Source organism: Providencia sp. PROV130, assembly GCF_028482225.1.
In the GTDB taxonomy this organism is placed as follows: Bacteria; Pseudomonadota; Gammaproteobacteria; order Enterobacterales; family Enterobacteriaceae; genus Providencia; species Providencia rettgeri.
The window spans coordinates 1-13,714 of the sequence record NZ_JAMPQC010000004.1 but is presented as its reverse complement, the minus strand read 5'-3'; the positions used below and the strand labels follow the sequence as shown (position 1 = coordinate 13,714).

General features: G+C 39.3%; 27 protein-coding genes and 2 pseudogenes. 20 read left to right on the top strand and 9 right to left on the bottom strand.

Annotated elements, in window-relative coordinates:
• Nucleotides 1–285: 285 nt before the first annotated feature.
• From PSF28_RS03905 to PSF28_RS03865, 9 genes and pseudogenes are all read right to left on the bottom strand, one after another.
• The gene (locus PSF28_RS03905) at nucleotides 286–699 is read right to left on the bottom strand and encodes a hypothetical protein (protein ID WP_166685805.1); all 414 of its coding nucleotides are present in this window, start codon (nucleotides 697–699) and stop codon (nucleotides 286–288) included.
• Nucleotides 700–838: 139 nt separating this feature from the next.
• Nucleotides 839–1,171, bottom strand: a complete 333-nt coding sequence (locus tag PSF28_RS03900; RefSeq protein WP_164528700.1) for a hypothetical protein — start codon at nucleotides 1,169–1,171, stop codon at nucleotides 839–841.
• Nucleotides 1,172–1,343: 172 nt separating this feature from the next.
• Nucleotides 1,344–2,123, bottom strand: coding sequence for an antitermination protein Q (locus PSF28_RS03895; RefSeq protein ID WP_272684675.1), 780 nt, complete (start codon nucleotides 2,121–2,123; stop codon nucleotides 1,344–1,346).
• Nucleotides 2,123–3,103 carry a DUF7146 domain-containing protein gene (locus PSF28_RS03890; RefSeq protein WP_272684674.1) on the bottom strand — a complete coding sequence of 327 codons (981 nt, stop codon included), beginning with the start codon at nucleotides 3,101–3,103 and terminating at the stop codon, nucleotides 2,123–2,125. The genes PSF28_RS03895 and PSF28_RS03890 overlap by 1 nt, the downstream gene beginning before the upstream one ends.
• A pseudogene (locus PSF28_RS03885) lies at nucleotides 3,100–3,687 on the bottom strand (DEAD/DEAH box helicase); the annotation flags it as partial. The gene PSF28_RS03890 and the pseudogene PSF28_RS03885, both read right to left, overlap by 4 nt.
• 145 nt (nucleotides 3,688–3,832) lie before the next feature.
• Nucleotides 3,833–4,423 (bottom strand): HNH endonuclease, encoded by a 591-nt coding sequence (locus PSF28_RS03880; protein WP_272684673.1) that lies wholly within the window; start codon nucleotides 4,421–4,423, stop codon nucleotides 3,833–3,835.
• Between the two features lie 89 nt (nucleotides 4,424–4,512).
• A pseudogene (locus tag PSF28_RS03875) lies at nucleotides 4,513–5,481 on the bottom strand (DEAD/DEAH box helicase); the annotation flags it as partial.
• Between the two features lie 257 nt (nucleotides 5,482–5,738).
• Nucleotides 5,739–6,017 (bottom strand): hypothetical protein, encoded by a 279-nt coding sequence (locus tag PSF28_RS03870; protein ID WP_272684672.1) that lies wholly within the window; start codon nucleotides 6,015–6,017, stop codon nucleotides 5,739–5,741.
• A complete protein-coding gene (locus tag PSF28_RS03865) occupies nucleotides 5,986–6,237 on the bottom strand; it encodes a transcriptional regulator (RefSeq protein WP_272684671.1) in 252 nt (83 codons plus the stop codon). Before PSF28_RS03865 ends, PSF28_RS03870 begins: the two co-directional genes overlap by 32 nt.
• Before the next feature lie 109 nt (nucleotides 6,238–6,346).
• On the opposite strand from PSF28_RS03865, the gene PSF28_RS03860 reads away from it, so the two are divergent.
• The 20 genes from PSF28_RS03860 to PSF28_RS03765 all read left to right on the top strand — a co-directional run bounded on the left by PSF28_RS03860 (nucleotide 6,347) and on the right by PSF28_RS03765 (nucleotide 13,625).
• Nucleotides 6,347–6,940 carry a helix-turn-helix domain-containing protein gene (locus PSF28_RS03860; RefSeq protein WP_272684670.1) on the top strand — a complete coding sequence of 198 codons (594 nt, stop codon included), beginning with the start codon at nucleotides 6,347–6,349 and terminating at the stop codon, nucleotides 6,938–6,940.
• Nucleotides 6,941–7,159: 219 nt separating this feature from the next.
• Nucleotides 7,160–7,657 carry a helix-turn-helix domain-containing protein gene (locus PSF28_RS03855; RefSeq protein WP_272684669.1) on the top strand — a complete coding sequence of 166 codons (498 nt, stop codon included), beginning with the start codon at nucleotides 7,160–7,162 and terminating at the stop codon, nucleotides 7,655–7,657.
• A 3-nt stretch (nucleotides 7,658–7,660) separates the two neighbouring features.
• On the top strand, nucleotides 7,661–7,876 hold the full coding sequence (locus PSF28_RS03850) for a host cell division inhibitor Icd-like protein (RefSeq protein ID WP_272684668.1): 216 nt from the start codon (nucleotides 7,661–7,663) through the stop codon (nucleotides 7,874–7,876).
• A 1-nt stretch (nucleotide 7,877) separates the two neighbouring features.
• On the top strand, nucleotides 7,878–8,081 hold the full coding sequence (locus PSF28_RS03845) for a hypothetical protein (RefSeq protein ID WP_272684667.1): 204 nt from the start codon (nucleotides 7,878–7,880) through the stop codon (nucleotides 8,079–8,081).
• On the top strand, nucleotides 8,074–8,499 hold the full coding sequence (locus PSF28_RS03840) for a hypothetical protein (RefSeq protein ID WP_272684666.1): 426 nt from the start codon (nucleotides 8,074–8,076) through the stop codon (nucleotides 8,497–8,499). Before PSF28_RS03845 ends, PSF28_RS03840 begins: the two co-directional genes overlap by 8 nt.
• Nucleotides 8,496–8,690: a hypothetical protein gene (locus PSF28_RS03835; protein ID WP_272684665.1), complete on the top strand. Its 195-nt coding sequence runs from the start codon at nucleotides 8,496–8,498 to the stop codon at nucleotides 8,688–8,690. Before PSF28_RS03840 ends, PSF28_RS03835 begins: the two co-directional genes overlap by 4 nt.
• Entirely contained in the window at nucleotides 8,683–8,919 is a 237-nt protein-coding gene (locus PSF28_RS03830) for a hypothetical protein (RefSeq protein WP_048606674.1), read from the top strand. The genes PSF28_RS03835 and PSF28_RS03830 overlap by 8 nt, the downstream gene beginning before the upstream one ends.
• 2 nt (nucleotides 8,920–8,921) lie before the next feature.
• Entirely contained in the window at nucleotides 8,922–9,173 is a 252-nt protein-coding gene (locus PSF28_RS03825; protein ID WP_272684664.1) for a hypothetical protein, read from the top strand.
• Nucleotides 9,174–9,177: 4 nt separating this feature from the next.
• Nucleotides 9,178–9,588 (top strand): hypothetical protein, encoded by a 411-nt coding sequence (locus PSF28_RS03820; protein WP_272684663.1) that lies wholly within the window; start codon nucleotides 9,178–9,180, stop codon nucleotides 9,586–9,588.
• 74 nt (nucleotides 9,589–9,662) lie between these two features.
• Nucleotides 9,663–10,013: a hypothetical protein gene (locus PSF28_RS03815; protein ID WP_226693623.1), complete on the top strand. Its 351-nt coding sequence runs from the start codon at nucleotides 9,663–9,665 to the stop codon at nucleotides 10,011–10,013.
• Nucleotides 9,994–10,209 carry a hypothetical protein gene (locus PSF28_RS03810; protein WP_226693624.1) on the top strand — a complete coding sequence of 72 codons (216 nt, stop codon included), beginning with the start codon at nucleotides 9,994–9,996 and terminating at the stop codon, nucleotides 10,207–10,209. Before PSF28_RS03815 ends, PSF28_RS03810 begins: the two co-directional genes overlap by 20 nt.
• Entirely contained in the window at nucleotides 10,206–10,421 is a 216-nt protein-coding gene (locus tag PSF28_RS03805; protein WP_105880979.1) for a hypothetical protein, read from the top strand. Before PSF28_RS03810 ends, PSF28_RS03805 begins: the two co-directional genes overlap by 4 nt.
• 2 nt (nucleotides 10,422–10,423) lie before the next feature.
• Nucleotides 10,424–11,254 (top strand): ORF6N domain-containing protein, encoded by an 831-nt coding sequence (locus tag PSF28_RS03800; protein WP_272684662.1) that lies wholly within the window; start codon nucleotides 10,424–10,426, stop codon nucleotides 11,252–11,254.
• Entirely contained in the window at nucleotides 11,254–11,826 is a 573-nt protein-coding gene (locus PSF28_RS03795; RefSeq protein ID WP_272684661.1) for a hypothetical protein, read from the top strand. The genes PSF28_RS03800 and PSF28_RS03795 overlap by 1 nt, the downstream gene beginning before the upstream one ends.
• Before the next feature lie 13 nt (nucleotides 11,827–11,839).
• On the top strand, nucleotides 11,840–12,067 hold the full coding sequence (locus PSF28_RS03790; RefSeq protein WP_272684660.1) for a hypothetical protein: 228 nt from the start codon (nucleotides 11,840–11,842) through the stop codon (nucleotides 12,065–12,067).
• Nucleotides 12,064–12,318, top strand: a complete 255-nt coding sequence (locus tag PSF28_RS03785; RefSeq protein WP_272684659.1) for a hypothetical protein — start codon at nucleotides 12,064–12,066, stop codon at nucleotides 12,316–12,318. The genes PSF28_RS03790 and PSF28_RS03785 overlap by 4 nt, the downstream gene beginning before the upstream one ends.
• Nucleotides 12,302–12,700: a hypothetical protein gene (locus PSF28_RS03780; RefSeq protein WP_129466307.1), complete on the top strand. Its 399-nt coding sequence runs from the start codon at nucleotides 12,302–12,304 to the stop codon at nucleotides 12,698–12,700. Before PSF28_RS03785 ends, PSF28_RS03780 begins: the two co-directional genes overlap by 17 nt.
• Nucleotides 12,687–13,064 carry a hypothetical protein gene (locus PSF28_RS03775; RefSeq protein ID WP_272684658.1) on the top strand — a complete coding sequence of 126 codons (378 nt, stop codon included), beginning with the start codon at nucleotides 12,687–12,689 and terminating at the stop codon, nucleotides 13,062–13,064. Before PSF28_RS03780 ends, PSF28_RS03775 begins: the two co-directional genes overlap by 14 nt.
• Complete coding sequence (locus tag PSF28_RS03770; RefSeq protein WP_272684657.1) at nucleotides 13,051–13,377, top strand: hypothetical protein; 327 nt, start codon at nucleotides 13,051–13,053, stop codon at nucleotides 13,375–13,377. Before PSF28_RS03775 ends, PSF28_RS03770 begins: the two co-directional genes overlap by 14 nt.
• Nucleotides 13,374–13,625 carry a pyocin activator PrtN family protein gene (locus PSF28_RS03765; protein ID WP_272684676.1) on the top strand — a complete coding sequence of 84 codons (252 nt, stop codon included), beginning with the start codon at nucleotides 13,374–13,376 and terminating at the stop codon, nucleotides 13,623–13,625. Before PSF28_RS03770 ends, PSF28_RS03765 begins: the two co-directional genes overlap by 4 nt.
• Nucleotides 13,626–13,714 lie beyond the last annotated feature (89 nt).

Sequence of the window (13,714 nt, the reverse complement as noted above, 5' to 3'; positions counted from 1 at the left end):
CCCCATGGCGTGTGTGCTTCTATCCTGATAAGTACAGTTAACCCATGCGAGTTAGCCAATCAGCCTTGGCATTCTCCACAATGAAAACCCTATTCGCTTTAATGCCGCTATGTGCAAGATAGAAGCTAGCAAATAGAGTTTTCATTATGTGAACGGAATTATTTTTGGATATTTACCTTAAGTAAAGTTAGTGATATAAATTAATCTGCAAACATTTAGAGAGCTTTTTTTCTGGTTTTTCCCAATGGTATGTATACCGCCACCTCTTGCTGTAGGTGGTTTTTTTTAATTGCTGAGGGTGGGTGATATACAATAACTATTCCACAGTTTGTCAATTTGCGATTTATCAAAAACTTCCCCAACGCCATCTATCGCTGGTATTGATATATTAATTTCCCCATCAGGCTTTATGTAGGTTTTAACCACAAAGCGTTTAAATTCAACTTCACTAACAAAGTCGTAGTGCCTAGATACATAACCACAAACATAACCAACCTCTCCACCATTATGAGATATTTTATCGAAATGGTATCCCACATCTTTAAATGACTCCAATTTAGGGCTGTTCAAGTATCCAAGCACTGTGCGTTTGGTTCTCTCAATAACATTTACATCATCTTTATAGGAAAGAGTGAGTCCTAGCACAAAGCCAGCTCCCAATAAAAACAACGCGATAATGACATTAAATATTTTGCTCATAATAAGAGCTAATCCTTAAAAGAAGAAAGCCCCGCAATTGCGAGGCCTTGAATTGGTTTAATGCGACTAGGTATAGAATGTCCATTATTAGAAGATAATAAGTCAATTTTATGCAAAAATCAAACTAGCTTTGTATGTATCATTTCCCAATATTAGTTTCGAATACCCATGCCCCATTAATTTTACCTATCGCCTTAATTTTTATTCCCTCTAAAAATGCAGAAAAAATAAAAATAGAATGAGGAAGCCAACCTATATTAAGTATTAGTTCAAATTCTGACTTTAAATCGTATGAGTTTTTATTATTGTAACTTTTTAGCTTATTCCTACTAGCTATTAATTTTCTACAAGGTTCTATTAATTCCGCTCTTTTTTGAATGTCTGTAGCCAATGACTCGAAATCATTAAACAGATCTATTGGGCCATAACCACTCCATAATCTCTTTAGATCTTCTTCATAAACATTATTCATAAAATACCCATTTTTCAAAAAATCAAATTCGAATATAAACTTATATAAATCATATGTCTACATCTTAAAAATATGCTTGACAGATTGCTAATTTAGTTCAATTTTCACACAAAAATATAACTAATAGTTACATTAAATGTTAATGGACTAAGAGCATCACCTCTTATTATGTTTATTTGGTTACTTTTCTAAATGCTTGTTCAGCCGCACTTTCTTCAATAAAACATTTACTAGCTAATTTTTCATAAAATGGCTTCCAATTACGTGACCATGATGATTGTGTTAAATCAGGTACTAAATGCCTTATTGCATTATATGCCACAGACGACGGTACACGGTTGAACCCCTTACCAGCACAACGAGGACAATCTTTAAATACAGGCACGCCCTGCAGCTTAGTTTGAATGTCATCTAATACCTTACCTCGCCCTTTGCAGCGGCAGCGGTGCGCTATTTGCCCTTTTCCATTGCAAGAAATACATAACTCTTCGACTTTTTCGTTTTCAATCCATGGCTCAATAACCACTGTTCCGTCTAGTCTAGTTATACCAGGATGTTTAATGACGTCCTTATGACTATAAATGAGTCCTTTTCCGTTACATGCTGAACATGAGAAAACTGAACCTGCTGAACGGGCATAATCTTCAAATGCCATCTTAGCCAGAACAATTAAACAGTAACCCAGTTTCTTACCCGCAGCTTTGCGAACTAGTTTAGGTGCTACTTTAAGTGCATATTGAGTTAGGGCCTCTACCGTAGAAAACTTATCTTCTTCGCTGACATCATTTTTAGCCAGAAAAGCCGCCATACCAAACTTAGCTTGTGATTCAGTCATCCCCATAGCTGCCATGATATCTGTACCTGTAATTCGGTCAGGGGATGTGCAACCTGCTACATTGCCGAATGTAGGTGACTTAGGGTGAAAGTTTTTCAGTGCATTTTCGAGTTTCATTAAGCCGCCTCTCTCTGTTTCCGAATAAAAACACGTTCTCTTGCGTCACAACCTTGTGTGAGCATGTCGTTAAAATCGTTTAAGTCGGGCCATCTGACGCTTACTTTTTCAATATCATTGTTGGCCACTAGGTTTTTTCTGGCGCATTCATAAGCTGCCGCCTCGCCCGTTGCACTCCAATCGTTATCCGCAAAGACAATTAGATGCTTAACACCTTTTGGAGCGACAAATTTTGCCATATGGCCCGCATTCATTGTTGACCAAGTATTGACGCCATAGATTTGCTTACAGGAAAGTGCAGTTTCGATCCCTTCAGCAATTCCCAACGTTGAAGCTACGGGGAACATACGAATAGCGACGGAACTTGCATACTCTAAGTAGTTATCCTCCTGTAGCGCATCCATTCGTTTGACCAGAGATAGCCGCGCTTTTTTATCGCCTTCTAAATACGTCCTATGCAGGTAACAAAGCTGCCCTTTTGAGTCTGTTGCAAGCGACCAGATAGCTTGAAAGCTGTTAGGGTTATGTTTTACGGGTTGCTTATCACAAAATTTAACCTGTTCACTCGGCAGCTCATAGATACCTCGATTGTGTAGATATTTCGCTGCTGAGGTATCTTTCAGTGATTTTAGGTTTGAATAGCACTTGATGATCCGCTCTCTAAACCCTGCAATTGAGGTATCTTTAGTTTGTGGTTTAGGTGCTATATTTTCTCGATGATTGCCAAGAAGCATATCCACTTCATCAGCCAGAACTTTAAAACTCTTACCTTGTGTTTTTTCCAGTAGCTGAAAGCCAGTACCCGAATCACAGGTGCAAATCCATGTGCCTAGCCCATTTTTATCATCAATACGAAACTTGCCCTTTCTCTCACATAATGGACATTTGCCTTTAAAGTGTTTACGCCCAGTTATAGGGGGTAGCCCATAGTGCGCAAATATTTTTGCCCATTGTCCTTTTGCGGCATCAATTGTATTCAAAGTAATGCTCCTTGCTGTGGTGTGTTATTTTTTAACTGACCTTTAATACGTGCAAACTGCTCTTTGGCTTTTTGCTGACCTTTTACGAAACGGATCCGCTTATGTTTAATAAAATTGCTAACCTCTGGTGTAATCTCTTGAGGGGTGCTGTGTAGCCCATAGGGGAATACACCGAATTTTTCTTTAAATGTGTGACCTACCCACCCGTCACTAATCGGCTTGCCTTCAACCGCTCTCACGTTTTGGTAATATTTAAGTTGGGAATAGAAACTTTGCTTTTCTTGTTGGGTGTAAACTTTTTCAGTCTTACCTAATTTTTTGATGTTACGTGTTGTATCAACTTCTACGTCTTCCCCAGCGAGTGGTTTAAATCCACATTTAGGGCAAACATAAACACCTGCAGGCTTCATGTAGTGGCATGAGGTGCATTCTTTCGGTTTCTTCTCGCGTTTTTCCTGCTCACGAACACTGTTAACCTCTTTCATGCCGTCATTTTTGCTAGGCAGTTCGTCATATTCGATATCATCAGGAAAGCCTAAGCGATGGACAGAACCGGAATGATCAAAGATGAGTGCAGCGCGTTTTTTTACTTTGGGGACATTAATTACAATATCTGCTGGTACAGTTTCATTGGAGACAATAATTGTATCCCCATTAGGTACATGGCGAGCCATGATGATGCCCCTCACATGCTCGACGTCTTCTTCGCAACTCACTTTAAATAAAACTTTAAACATGTTTCCAGGTCTCACCTTTTTTAATCCAACTAATAGTTGATTTCGCTACACCGAATTCCGCAGCAAGGTCTCGGCAAAGCCCTTTGTATGGCTTTTTAAGTCGATTTCGGATATCGGCAACATTAGCAGCTGTTAACTTTGCAGTGCTAACATCCTCACCACATGGCATGTTTCGGACTAATACATCTCCGGCATGTTGTCTATTTTCAAGATTTGTAACCCATTCCAAATTATCGAAATGATTGTCTGATTTGATACCGTTAATGTGGTTAACTTGAGGTTTATTATCTGGATTGGGTATCCATGCTAAGGCGACTAAACGATGAACCTGATACCAGCGATTACGGATATAAACATGTTTGTACTTACCGTAAGGACCTAATTCAGACTTCGCCTCTTTACCGCGATTTGTTGACTGCTCACAAATGCGCTCTTTACGAGTTGAGTAGGACTTATTTTTCTTATTCCAGTGTCGGTAGCTCCCGATTTTCACCACATTCCCGCAACGTGACACAAAAACGATAGCTTCTGTGGTTTCTGGCATATCATCGCTACGCCATGAAAAAACAGGCTTAAATTCCATAGTTACTTGCCCTCGCTATTAATAGCCGTTAGCAGACTGGCTCTCTTGGATAGATACTCATCGTATAGAGAGGTGTAATTGTCTACAGGTCTTAATGCGCGCCCTAACGCCTGAACCCATCTAATTTCTGATTTAGTCGGACGTGCATAAATGATGCAACGAACATCACTATCAAAACCTGCGACAAGCGTTCCGACATTAACAATGATCTTGGTTGCACCCTGTTCGAAACGATGAATAATGACTCGGCGCTCATCATGTGGCGTATCAGCTGTAATGACTTCTGCATTCACCCCTGAGCGGTTAAAAGCAACGGTGACATAATTTGCATGGCTGACAGTGACGCAAAAACAGATGGTTGGTAGGTTTTCACCATTAGCCAGCCAGTTATCAACCACGTCGCCAACCAAATCTGCACCTGACATAATTTCAGCAATTTCAGCCTCTTTATAATCACTACCGAATTCCTCACTACGAACTGATTTCACTTTTGATAAATCCGGCTTTGTTGGTGCGTAAAATTCGTATTTACTTAGATCCCCACGCTGAATAAGCTCCTTCATCGTCGTAGGTTTAATCAGCCTTTCGTAATATTCCCCAAGAAATGGGGAAAAAGGTGTTCCAGAAAGCCCTATTACTTTGAGGTCAGTATCACGAATGACATCGAGTATTTTCTTACGGCGTAAATGGGCCTCGTCGATGATGAGTAAATCAATGTTGTCAGGAAACTCACGACGAATAACCGTATCTGCTGAGGCAATTTGGATTAATTTTGTTGGGTCATAATTGGGATGATTGGCCCAAACAAATCCGATTTCTTCCATTGGTATGCCATACTCTTGAAAACGCTCAGCTGTTTGGGCGATCAGGTTTGTATATGGCGCACAGAACATAACTCGCATATTGCGCTTGATGTAACCGTTTGTGATAAATGCCGCTAGCCCTGTCTTACCGCTCCCTGTTGGGCTATAAATCATAAACGTGCGGTTTTGCTTCCAGTCTTGACGCAACATAGCTAAACCGCGTTCCTGTGCAAAATTTGGTGTAATGTTTAACATCCGTTCCTCACTTGAATAATTTACCCTGCCAAGGTCGAAGCCTTTGGAAGATTAACCATTTAGGCATCTAAACGGCTGGTAGTATTTATAACCCCTATAGAGATCTATATTTAAGATCTAACTCCTTCCTTGGCAGTGCCTTCCCTAACACCCCTTTCAAAGATCAACCCCCTTACCCCCTTAGAAAGTTTTCCCCTCTTCCCCAGAAAACAATCTAGACGGCTAAACGTCTTAACTTCTAAATCCTCCTTAATGAATTACTGACCAACCAACAACGGCGCTGAGGTATAACCTTGCATTGCCTTCGAATAACGTCTCACGTACTGCCTTAGCCTTGAGTTCGCTTCATGTCTCGCTTTATTATCTTTGCGATATGAAATTGGTTCTAACTCCCAATGCTGCTGATACACTTCCGAATAAGCCACCAGCGCCCTATTTCTCGCGCCTGACGACAGTTGCAATAACATTTCCTGAATCCACTTAGCGTCATCAGGAAAGTAATGCTTAGGCATCGGTGTGTTGTGTATCTGGTGCATGTGTATTACCGAAAAGCTCTGGTAGATCAGGTCGAATTTCGTGAGCCTTTACAGCTCCATTTGTTAAATTAACAATCGAAGGCACCAATCTAGGGGATACTTTTTTCTTATTGTTTAACCAATCAGAAACTGTTGACTGTGAGACGCCTATTAGCTTCGCAAACCCTAATTGTGTCGTACCAATACTGTTAATCGCTTTGTCTATAATTTCATTTTTCATAAACCCTCCAATATTCCTATAGCGATTCTAGCGTATAAATAAACAGTATTCAATCGCCAAAGCGATTAATGTATAATATCGCCATCGCTATAGTTTAATGAGGTAATATATGAGTCTTTCAGAACGGTTAAAGTCAGCAATGAAAAATTCGGGATTCACGCAAGCGTCCCTAGCTGAAGCTGTAGGTATGGCACAATCAAGTGTATGGAAATTAGTGTCAGGAGAAGCATCGTCAAGCAGAAGATTGGTTGATATAGCTCGCGTACTTGGTGTTGATGCAGAGTGGCTACAACATGGTGGTGATACTGAAACAGCAAGAAATAAAGCTCTCCCACCATTTGAAGTGATGACTGGAAAGTATGCAGAATTGGCTGTATTGAAAGGAAACAAACCCACACATAACCAATTTCTTATACCTAGTAATATATTCAAGCCATCATTAAAAGCCTATGAAATTGAATCAGATACAGGAATTAGCGAGATCACCAAAGGAAGCATAGTAGTTATTGACCCCAAAGAGCTCCCTTCTCAAAATGATCTGGTGTTGATTGAAATAAATAAAAACATTAGTGCTTATAGATATATTAAAAGTGCAGCTAATGACTACTTATCCGTTGATGACTCTCGCATCCCTTTGGTTTCAGTCGATGATAATATTAATTTACTAGGGGTGATTATACTTTTATCAAAACAATATAAATAACATAATCTTGTCTTATCCAATCTATAGCGCCCTGGTCTATTTCTATAGTAGAAACTAACTTCCATTTTTTTCATTACACCCTCATACTGTTTATTTGTACAGTATGAGGATAATCTTATATTTCCTAGTAAACGTCAATATAAAAAAAATATCGCTTTAGCGATTGACATTTAAAAACGCTCTGTCTATTATCATTAAAAATCGCTTAGGAGATAAAAAATGAATAAGGCATATGATTTGTTAATGAGAAATGCATGCTACATGTCCAGTCTTGCGGAGCAAACTCAGTGTGTCAGTCTTCTCATATTATCAGGAAAGCTTTCAGAAACTGAAAGCGAGATAATTGAAGCAATACTGCAAGAAAAATTTAGAGCACTAATAGATACATCATCTAGCATTCAATCAAGCATTGCGTTTGATTTCCCATTAAAAAATGAAATCAAGGTCGAGCAACTGACTACGGGCATAGAAAACTCATTCGCTACACGCTTGCGCTCGGCTCTTGCGCACTCTGGAATGACACAGGCCGCTTTAGCTTGGGGAATTGGAGTTTCACAAAGCACAATTAGTGCATTGGCTAATGGTCGAGTAAAAGGCGTGGGAATTGAGCGCGGAGCGGCTTTATCTGAAGCTTTGGGTGTAAATCTACGGTGGCTCATGCGCGGTGAAGGTGAAATGCAGCCAGCTAAATTTTTAACCCATAGTGACGAGGTTTAAAAAATGCCGACTATACATTATGCGTCAAATACCAACGTACTTAAACCTGATATCCGTACAGGTCTGTTTAAGTTCTGCTTCTTTGCAGTAAAGCGTAACGACCTGACTGACAAAGGTTGTCGCAAAGAAGTTTATGCAACGGATTTGAAGTCAGCAAAATTACAACTTGTTCGTGATTATGTTTTATCACTGGCATCACAAACACCTGTAGGAGCGTGACATGTCACACGAAGTTAAATTAAGTGTCGCTGCAAAAAAAAGTGCTCAGTTAAATTCACTGCTTTTCACTATCAATAAAGAGAATTTACGGCACAAAGACACATCTACTATTGAGGAGTTAATTGGCTTGGCGCTTGATTTATCAAATGATGTTTCTTTGTACCTACTTGAAGAAAATGCACAACGGGATAATGGACATGGATAAATTAATAACAGCTGATGCTAGCCAGCTTATAGACACAATGCATCGTGTTAAAGCTTTTCTGGTCGCAGCACAATTCCTTAATAGAGACTCAAGTGAGCGTCAGATTGCGAATGAATTAATCTGTCAGGCTGAGGATGAAATAGAAAGGTGTTTAGGGGGGGCGATGCTTAATATTGATAAGTTTAATGCCGTCCAAGATGAAATTAATTTGCTTATTGAAGATGTACGGAAAACAAAATTTCAAACGAGGCGAGAACGACGATTAATTGAAATAAGCACCCTACTTAATCACATTAAATTAAATGTTTTATCCAATAATGAAATTGTTGATGTAGAAAACTTACATTACTGGCTTCATGGTGTTCAGGTTATTGTTTCTCTCGAAGTCTGTGATATTGAAACAGGTAAATCACAATGAATGACAATATTGAATTAAGAAACTCAGCAAATACAGAATTAACTTATGCTAGAGCAATTATAAATACTATTTTAAATTCAGCCATTTTAGATAATGAAGATATCGAAAACACTTTAGAAGCTGCTTTGAAATTAATAGAAAAAGCAAATGACAATATAGCTCAGATAAATATTGAGGTTCCAAATGCATAATTTAATGTTACCCCACCCTGTTGAGAGCAAGAATTCTGATTTACACAAAACAGCTTCACTTGCTCAAAGATATGCAAGAGAGCTAACGGTAGAAATAAAACCATTACTGAATAGGTTATCTATATCATTTCCAAAAGAGGCTGGTCGACTTATTGGTTTATTGAGCGAACTTGATTTAATGACTAGCGTTACACTATCAAGAGTAGAAAAATTAATGAATACGGACTAAGCATGAACACTGCAACTTATAACGCAATGAACATTTGTAAAATGAACAATATGCCCCCCCCTAAATACATTGATGAGTTTTGGCAACATCGCGGTAAGTGGGAATGTAAAATATATAAATTGGTAGATAGTGATTATCATTTAGTAGATTCATTTTTTGAATATGAAAAAGCATCAAATGAAGCTAAAGAAATAATGAATCAATTACCGAAAATGAAAGAGCGAATTATCGCATTTTTAAACTTAAGGAAATAAAGTCATGGTTAAAGCAATTGAATTAGCAACAGGATTTGAGATTCAGGTTGTCGAGCGTCCCGTATACATCATCAATGGCGCCAAGCGTGCATATCTCAGTGAGCGTGCAGCTCTCAATAAATTATCTAGCATCCTAACAGAACGTGAATTCCGTGAAGAAGGTATTGAAACAAACTATGAAGATGAACATATTACCCTTGAAAACGGTACTGTTGCACACAAACGAGGTGAGCCAACTGAACATTTCATGGAGCGTAAAGAAGCTAAATACGCTGAGCTAAATGAAAAGCTGAAAAAAGAACGTGAAATTAAACGCCTTGAGATGGAATACGAAAAAGCAAAAGATAAATGCAAAGATGCAGATATCGTAGCTAATGAAGTATATAAAAAGTTAATAGCCGCTCAAAATTTATAATTAAATAACCACATTAAATTTAAATCAGCGTCAATGCTGAGGGAATCCCTTTATCTAAAATCAGGAATAATTAAATGGAATATAAACTATTAATAGGCAAAAGGAGAATGACTTACATCAACTGTCTATTAGATTACTTTAAACATGAAGGTAAAAAGCCCCAATTTAAAGCAGTCGTTAACAATGAAGAAGTCATAATCACATTAACTAACGAAAACCTTAATAATTTCTTTCGTGATGTATATGAGGAGTTGGATTGCAAGCAGCGCTGTAAGTATTCAGACAAGAATATATACGATACTTACGCATTACTTTATACGAAATACGGAAACATAACCGAACTAGGAAAATTATTAATCGATGTAATTACAAAATATATGCCTGCTTATTTAAATGGGGAGCCGTATGTATATGACGAGATTTGACCAATTAATGAATGAAGGGAAAGAGCTAGAAGCAAAGAAATTATATCGCCGTGCTGCAGATAAATACAACCAAGCCTTTTCTATTTCAATTCCCGGCAGTTCTGATGGTTTGAGTTATCAAGAAAAGGAAAGCAAGACGGCAGCTGACCGTTGTTTATCTAAAGCAAAAATTAAAGTGACGGAGAGTTATTTATGAGCAAAAGAAAACGCAGCAGAACTCAACAGGGAATTGCAGGCATGACAATTGCCCAAGGGCTTAGTTTAGAAAGAAATGAAGTTAAAGATTATGCCAATGTCTGCAAACACCTATCCCAATTTGAAAGAAACGGTGATGACATTCGAATGCCACTAAATAGACAACAACGCCGATTAGCTAAAAAGTTAAAAATTGATATTAAGAAGGTTTAATTATGAGCGAATTAATCACAATAGATGCTAACGCACTACCCGTTATTGAATGGAAAGGTGTCCGAGTTGTCACCACGGAAACATTAGCGGCTGGTTATGGTGTTGATGAGGCCAACATCCGCATGAACCTTTCAAATAACCGTGATCGTTTTGTTGAGGGGGTTCATATCATCACACTCAAAAGTGACTCATTACGTTCGTTTCGTAACCAAGTAAAGGATATTTACTCGGTTAATAAACATACAACGTCGTTGACGCTATGGACCGAAAAAGGTGCTGCCCGTATGTCGAAAATTGTCGATAGTGACGAGGCCTGGTCTTTCTTTGAAAAAATGGAAGATGCTTACTTTCGCCCTGCACCGACTGAGGTGAGTCGAAAACAGCTTGCACTGATGGTAATTGAAGCTGAAGACCGCGCAGAAGCTTTCCAGCTTGAAAATAAACATCTCAACGCGACAGTGGAAAGCCTAGGTAAGCATTTCAGCAAAGGCATAACGATCACCTCATTTTGCAAAGCACTTAATGGTGTAAATGTTAACAAAATGATGTGGTGGGCTTCAGAACGAAACTGGGTTTATAACTCACGCCGTGACCTTGAGAAGTCTCCTAAGTGGCGAGTCGCTTCCTACGCTCGGGATAAATATCTCACAGAGGAAGAAACCAAAGTCACTCCTCATGGCATGGAAGAATTTATAAAAGTGACACCTGTCTTATTGGAAAAAGGTTGCCACCGTTTATACCAACTTTATATGAAAGGTGAGCTTCCAATGAAAAAGACATGGAACGGTGAGTTTTCACACGACAAAGCTATCTACACGCCGGAGGCTAAATAATGGCTTATTTTACTGATGCAGGTAATGGCGTTATTGCCGACGATGGCACTTTGATTTCTTACTCTGACGCAGTTAAGGCGCTTGAATGTGGTCACTACGATAAGGAGTTACTAAAAGGCCTGTATTTGGCTGCTGCTGTGGTGGGTAAGTTAGCTGATGAACCCGACACTCTAACACCAGAGCAACGTGTTTCAATCTGGCGCTGGGTGGTTGCCACCTGCTTTATTCGTGAGCAACAAGATAAAAATGGAACAATAGAGGTACCGAACCCTAATGGTGGCACAGATTTAGCCACTATTTATAGCAATGGTAAATCATCACTGAGTATTTACCCTGAATCACTACGACTCAGTCTTATGAGTCATTTTGAAAGCATCATGGTAGAGCAATTTGGTAAAGATTACTGGGCTGATTTTACCATTAAGGCATATGTCGGTTTCCTTGATATCTCACTAGAACATGGCCCTCGCCTATCCGCAATGGGGCGTGAAGGTCTTTCTATTCTTCATGATGATTATATCCGTGCGCTGGAAGCTGATGGCGGCTTCCCTGCAATGCCAACTATGCACTAAGGAAGGTGGAAAAATGAAAATTGAATATATCGCTAGCGAAACAGGGAACACAGCCAAAGTAGTGATCCTATCTTTCATTACTGAACGCAGAAAGCTAAATCGCTTAATTGATATGGCCCTACTTCGTACACCGGTTCATGAATCATCAGTAGGTTTCTTTTTTCGAGTAACAACGATTTACGGTAAGGCAAATCATGTATTACATGCCTACAAAATTATCAGCAAGGAGGCAAACAAGTGATTGAACAAGATAACACTGAACATGAAATGGCTGATTACGATGATGTGATTGTTCGGGTAACTCACTATGTGGATGATGGTTGCGATTGGACAGATCGAATTATTCACGGGATCAGACAACGCTGTTATATCAGGATGGGTATATGCCCTCCTCTACCGCCAGCACCACAAATCGTTGCACCCAAATTAATCCCGATCACCAAAAAGAAAAAACGTAAATCGAAAGGAGTCCAAGATGCTGAAATTCACTAAAGACAATAGATTAGATATCGACGCATTGAAGACATTAGAAGATTACCTTCGCGCCCTTGCCTATTGTAACGCCTCCATCAACCGTATCGATGCCGAACTGGAGCTAAAACAAGATAAGTACCCTGAATGGGCGATAAGAGCCAGAACGGCGCGTAAATATTTAAATTGGCAACGTCGATGTGTGTGTGACCAGTTGGGTATTTTAAAGCAGCAACGAAAAGAAGTTGCTTATTCGGAGCGCGTTATCAGAAATGAAATTCTGGTTGATGAGCTTAAAAAGCTATTACCCCACAGCGCATTTATGGATCTTGTACTAGCCGCTGAAGAAAAGGCCAGAATACAGTTAGTGGCTAGTTTGGAGGTTACCGATGAGCAAAATTAAGAACCCTATTGTTCTAGTGAACATACATAAGAACTATGAAAATAGCGTAGCAGTTCACGTTACTAACGGATCTAATGATTGGCGAGACGTCCGCAAAGGTTGTATTGCTGACCTAGATGAGGCTCATCCTGATGATGCGATGGATAGGTTACCACTTGAGGTTTTGTATTACACGGCTATAGCCCTCGAGGAGGAGCGAGCCAGAAATAAAAAGCTTCAACAAATAATCGGGCAGGCTCAGCAGTTTATTGAAACCATCATGTTTCATGTTGATGACGATTACCACGGACAACATATTGGACATCTTGTTAAACAAGCTGTTTACTGGCTGGAGCTTAGAGGTAAAGCAAATGACAACACTTGATTTTAACCTCGTGCAAATTATTAAAAATGCAGGCGGTGATCCGGGTGATGTAACTGAGGCTGTTTGGAATGCCGGCTATCAACGAATGAATTTCACCACAGAGGAAATCATTCAAATGACCACTATCCAGATAACTGATTGCGTCATCTATCATGTGCCGAATGATGTATGGCCAAAAACAGTTGAAAGTCTCAGTAAGGGGAATTTAAACACCATTATCGATGATGCTATGTGGCTAGGTACTCCGGCTGAAGTTGCAGCGGCAATACTGAAGAATGGATATGTGAAAGGAGGTGATAAGTGTTCGCAATGAATACAGCGTTTCTCCTCATGGCCGAATTTGGTACATCACAAATACCTCTAGCCGATATTGCAGAGAAATATTTAAAAATGAGTACAACTACAGCTGAAAGGAAAGCCAATGCAGGTGAATTGCCAATACCGACATATAGACTAAATAACAGCCAAAAGTCACCCAGAATGATCCACGTTAACGACTTGGCGACTTACATAGACAAGCAACGTAACGATGCAATTACTGAGTTCAATAGAACCAGATAATAAAAAGGTGCTGATTTTCAGCACCCCTATAGCACCCCTTAAACGCATAATGCATTGTTTTTAAATAAAGTATGCTCCATAGTTGATGG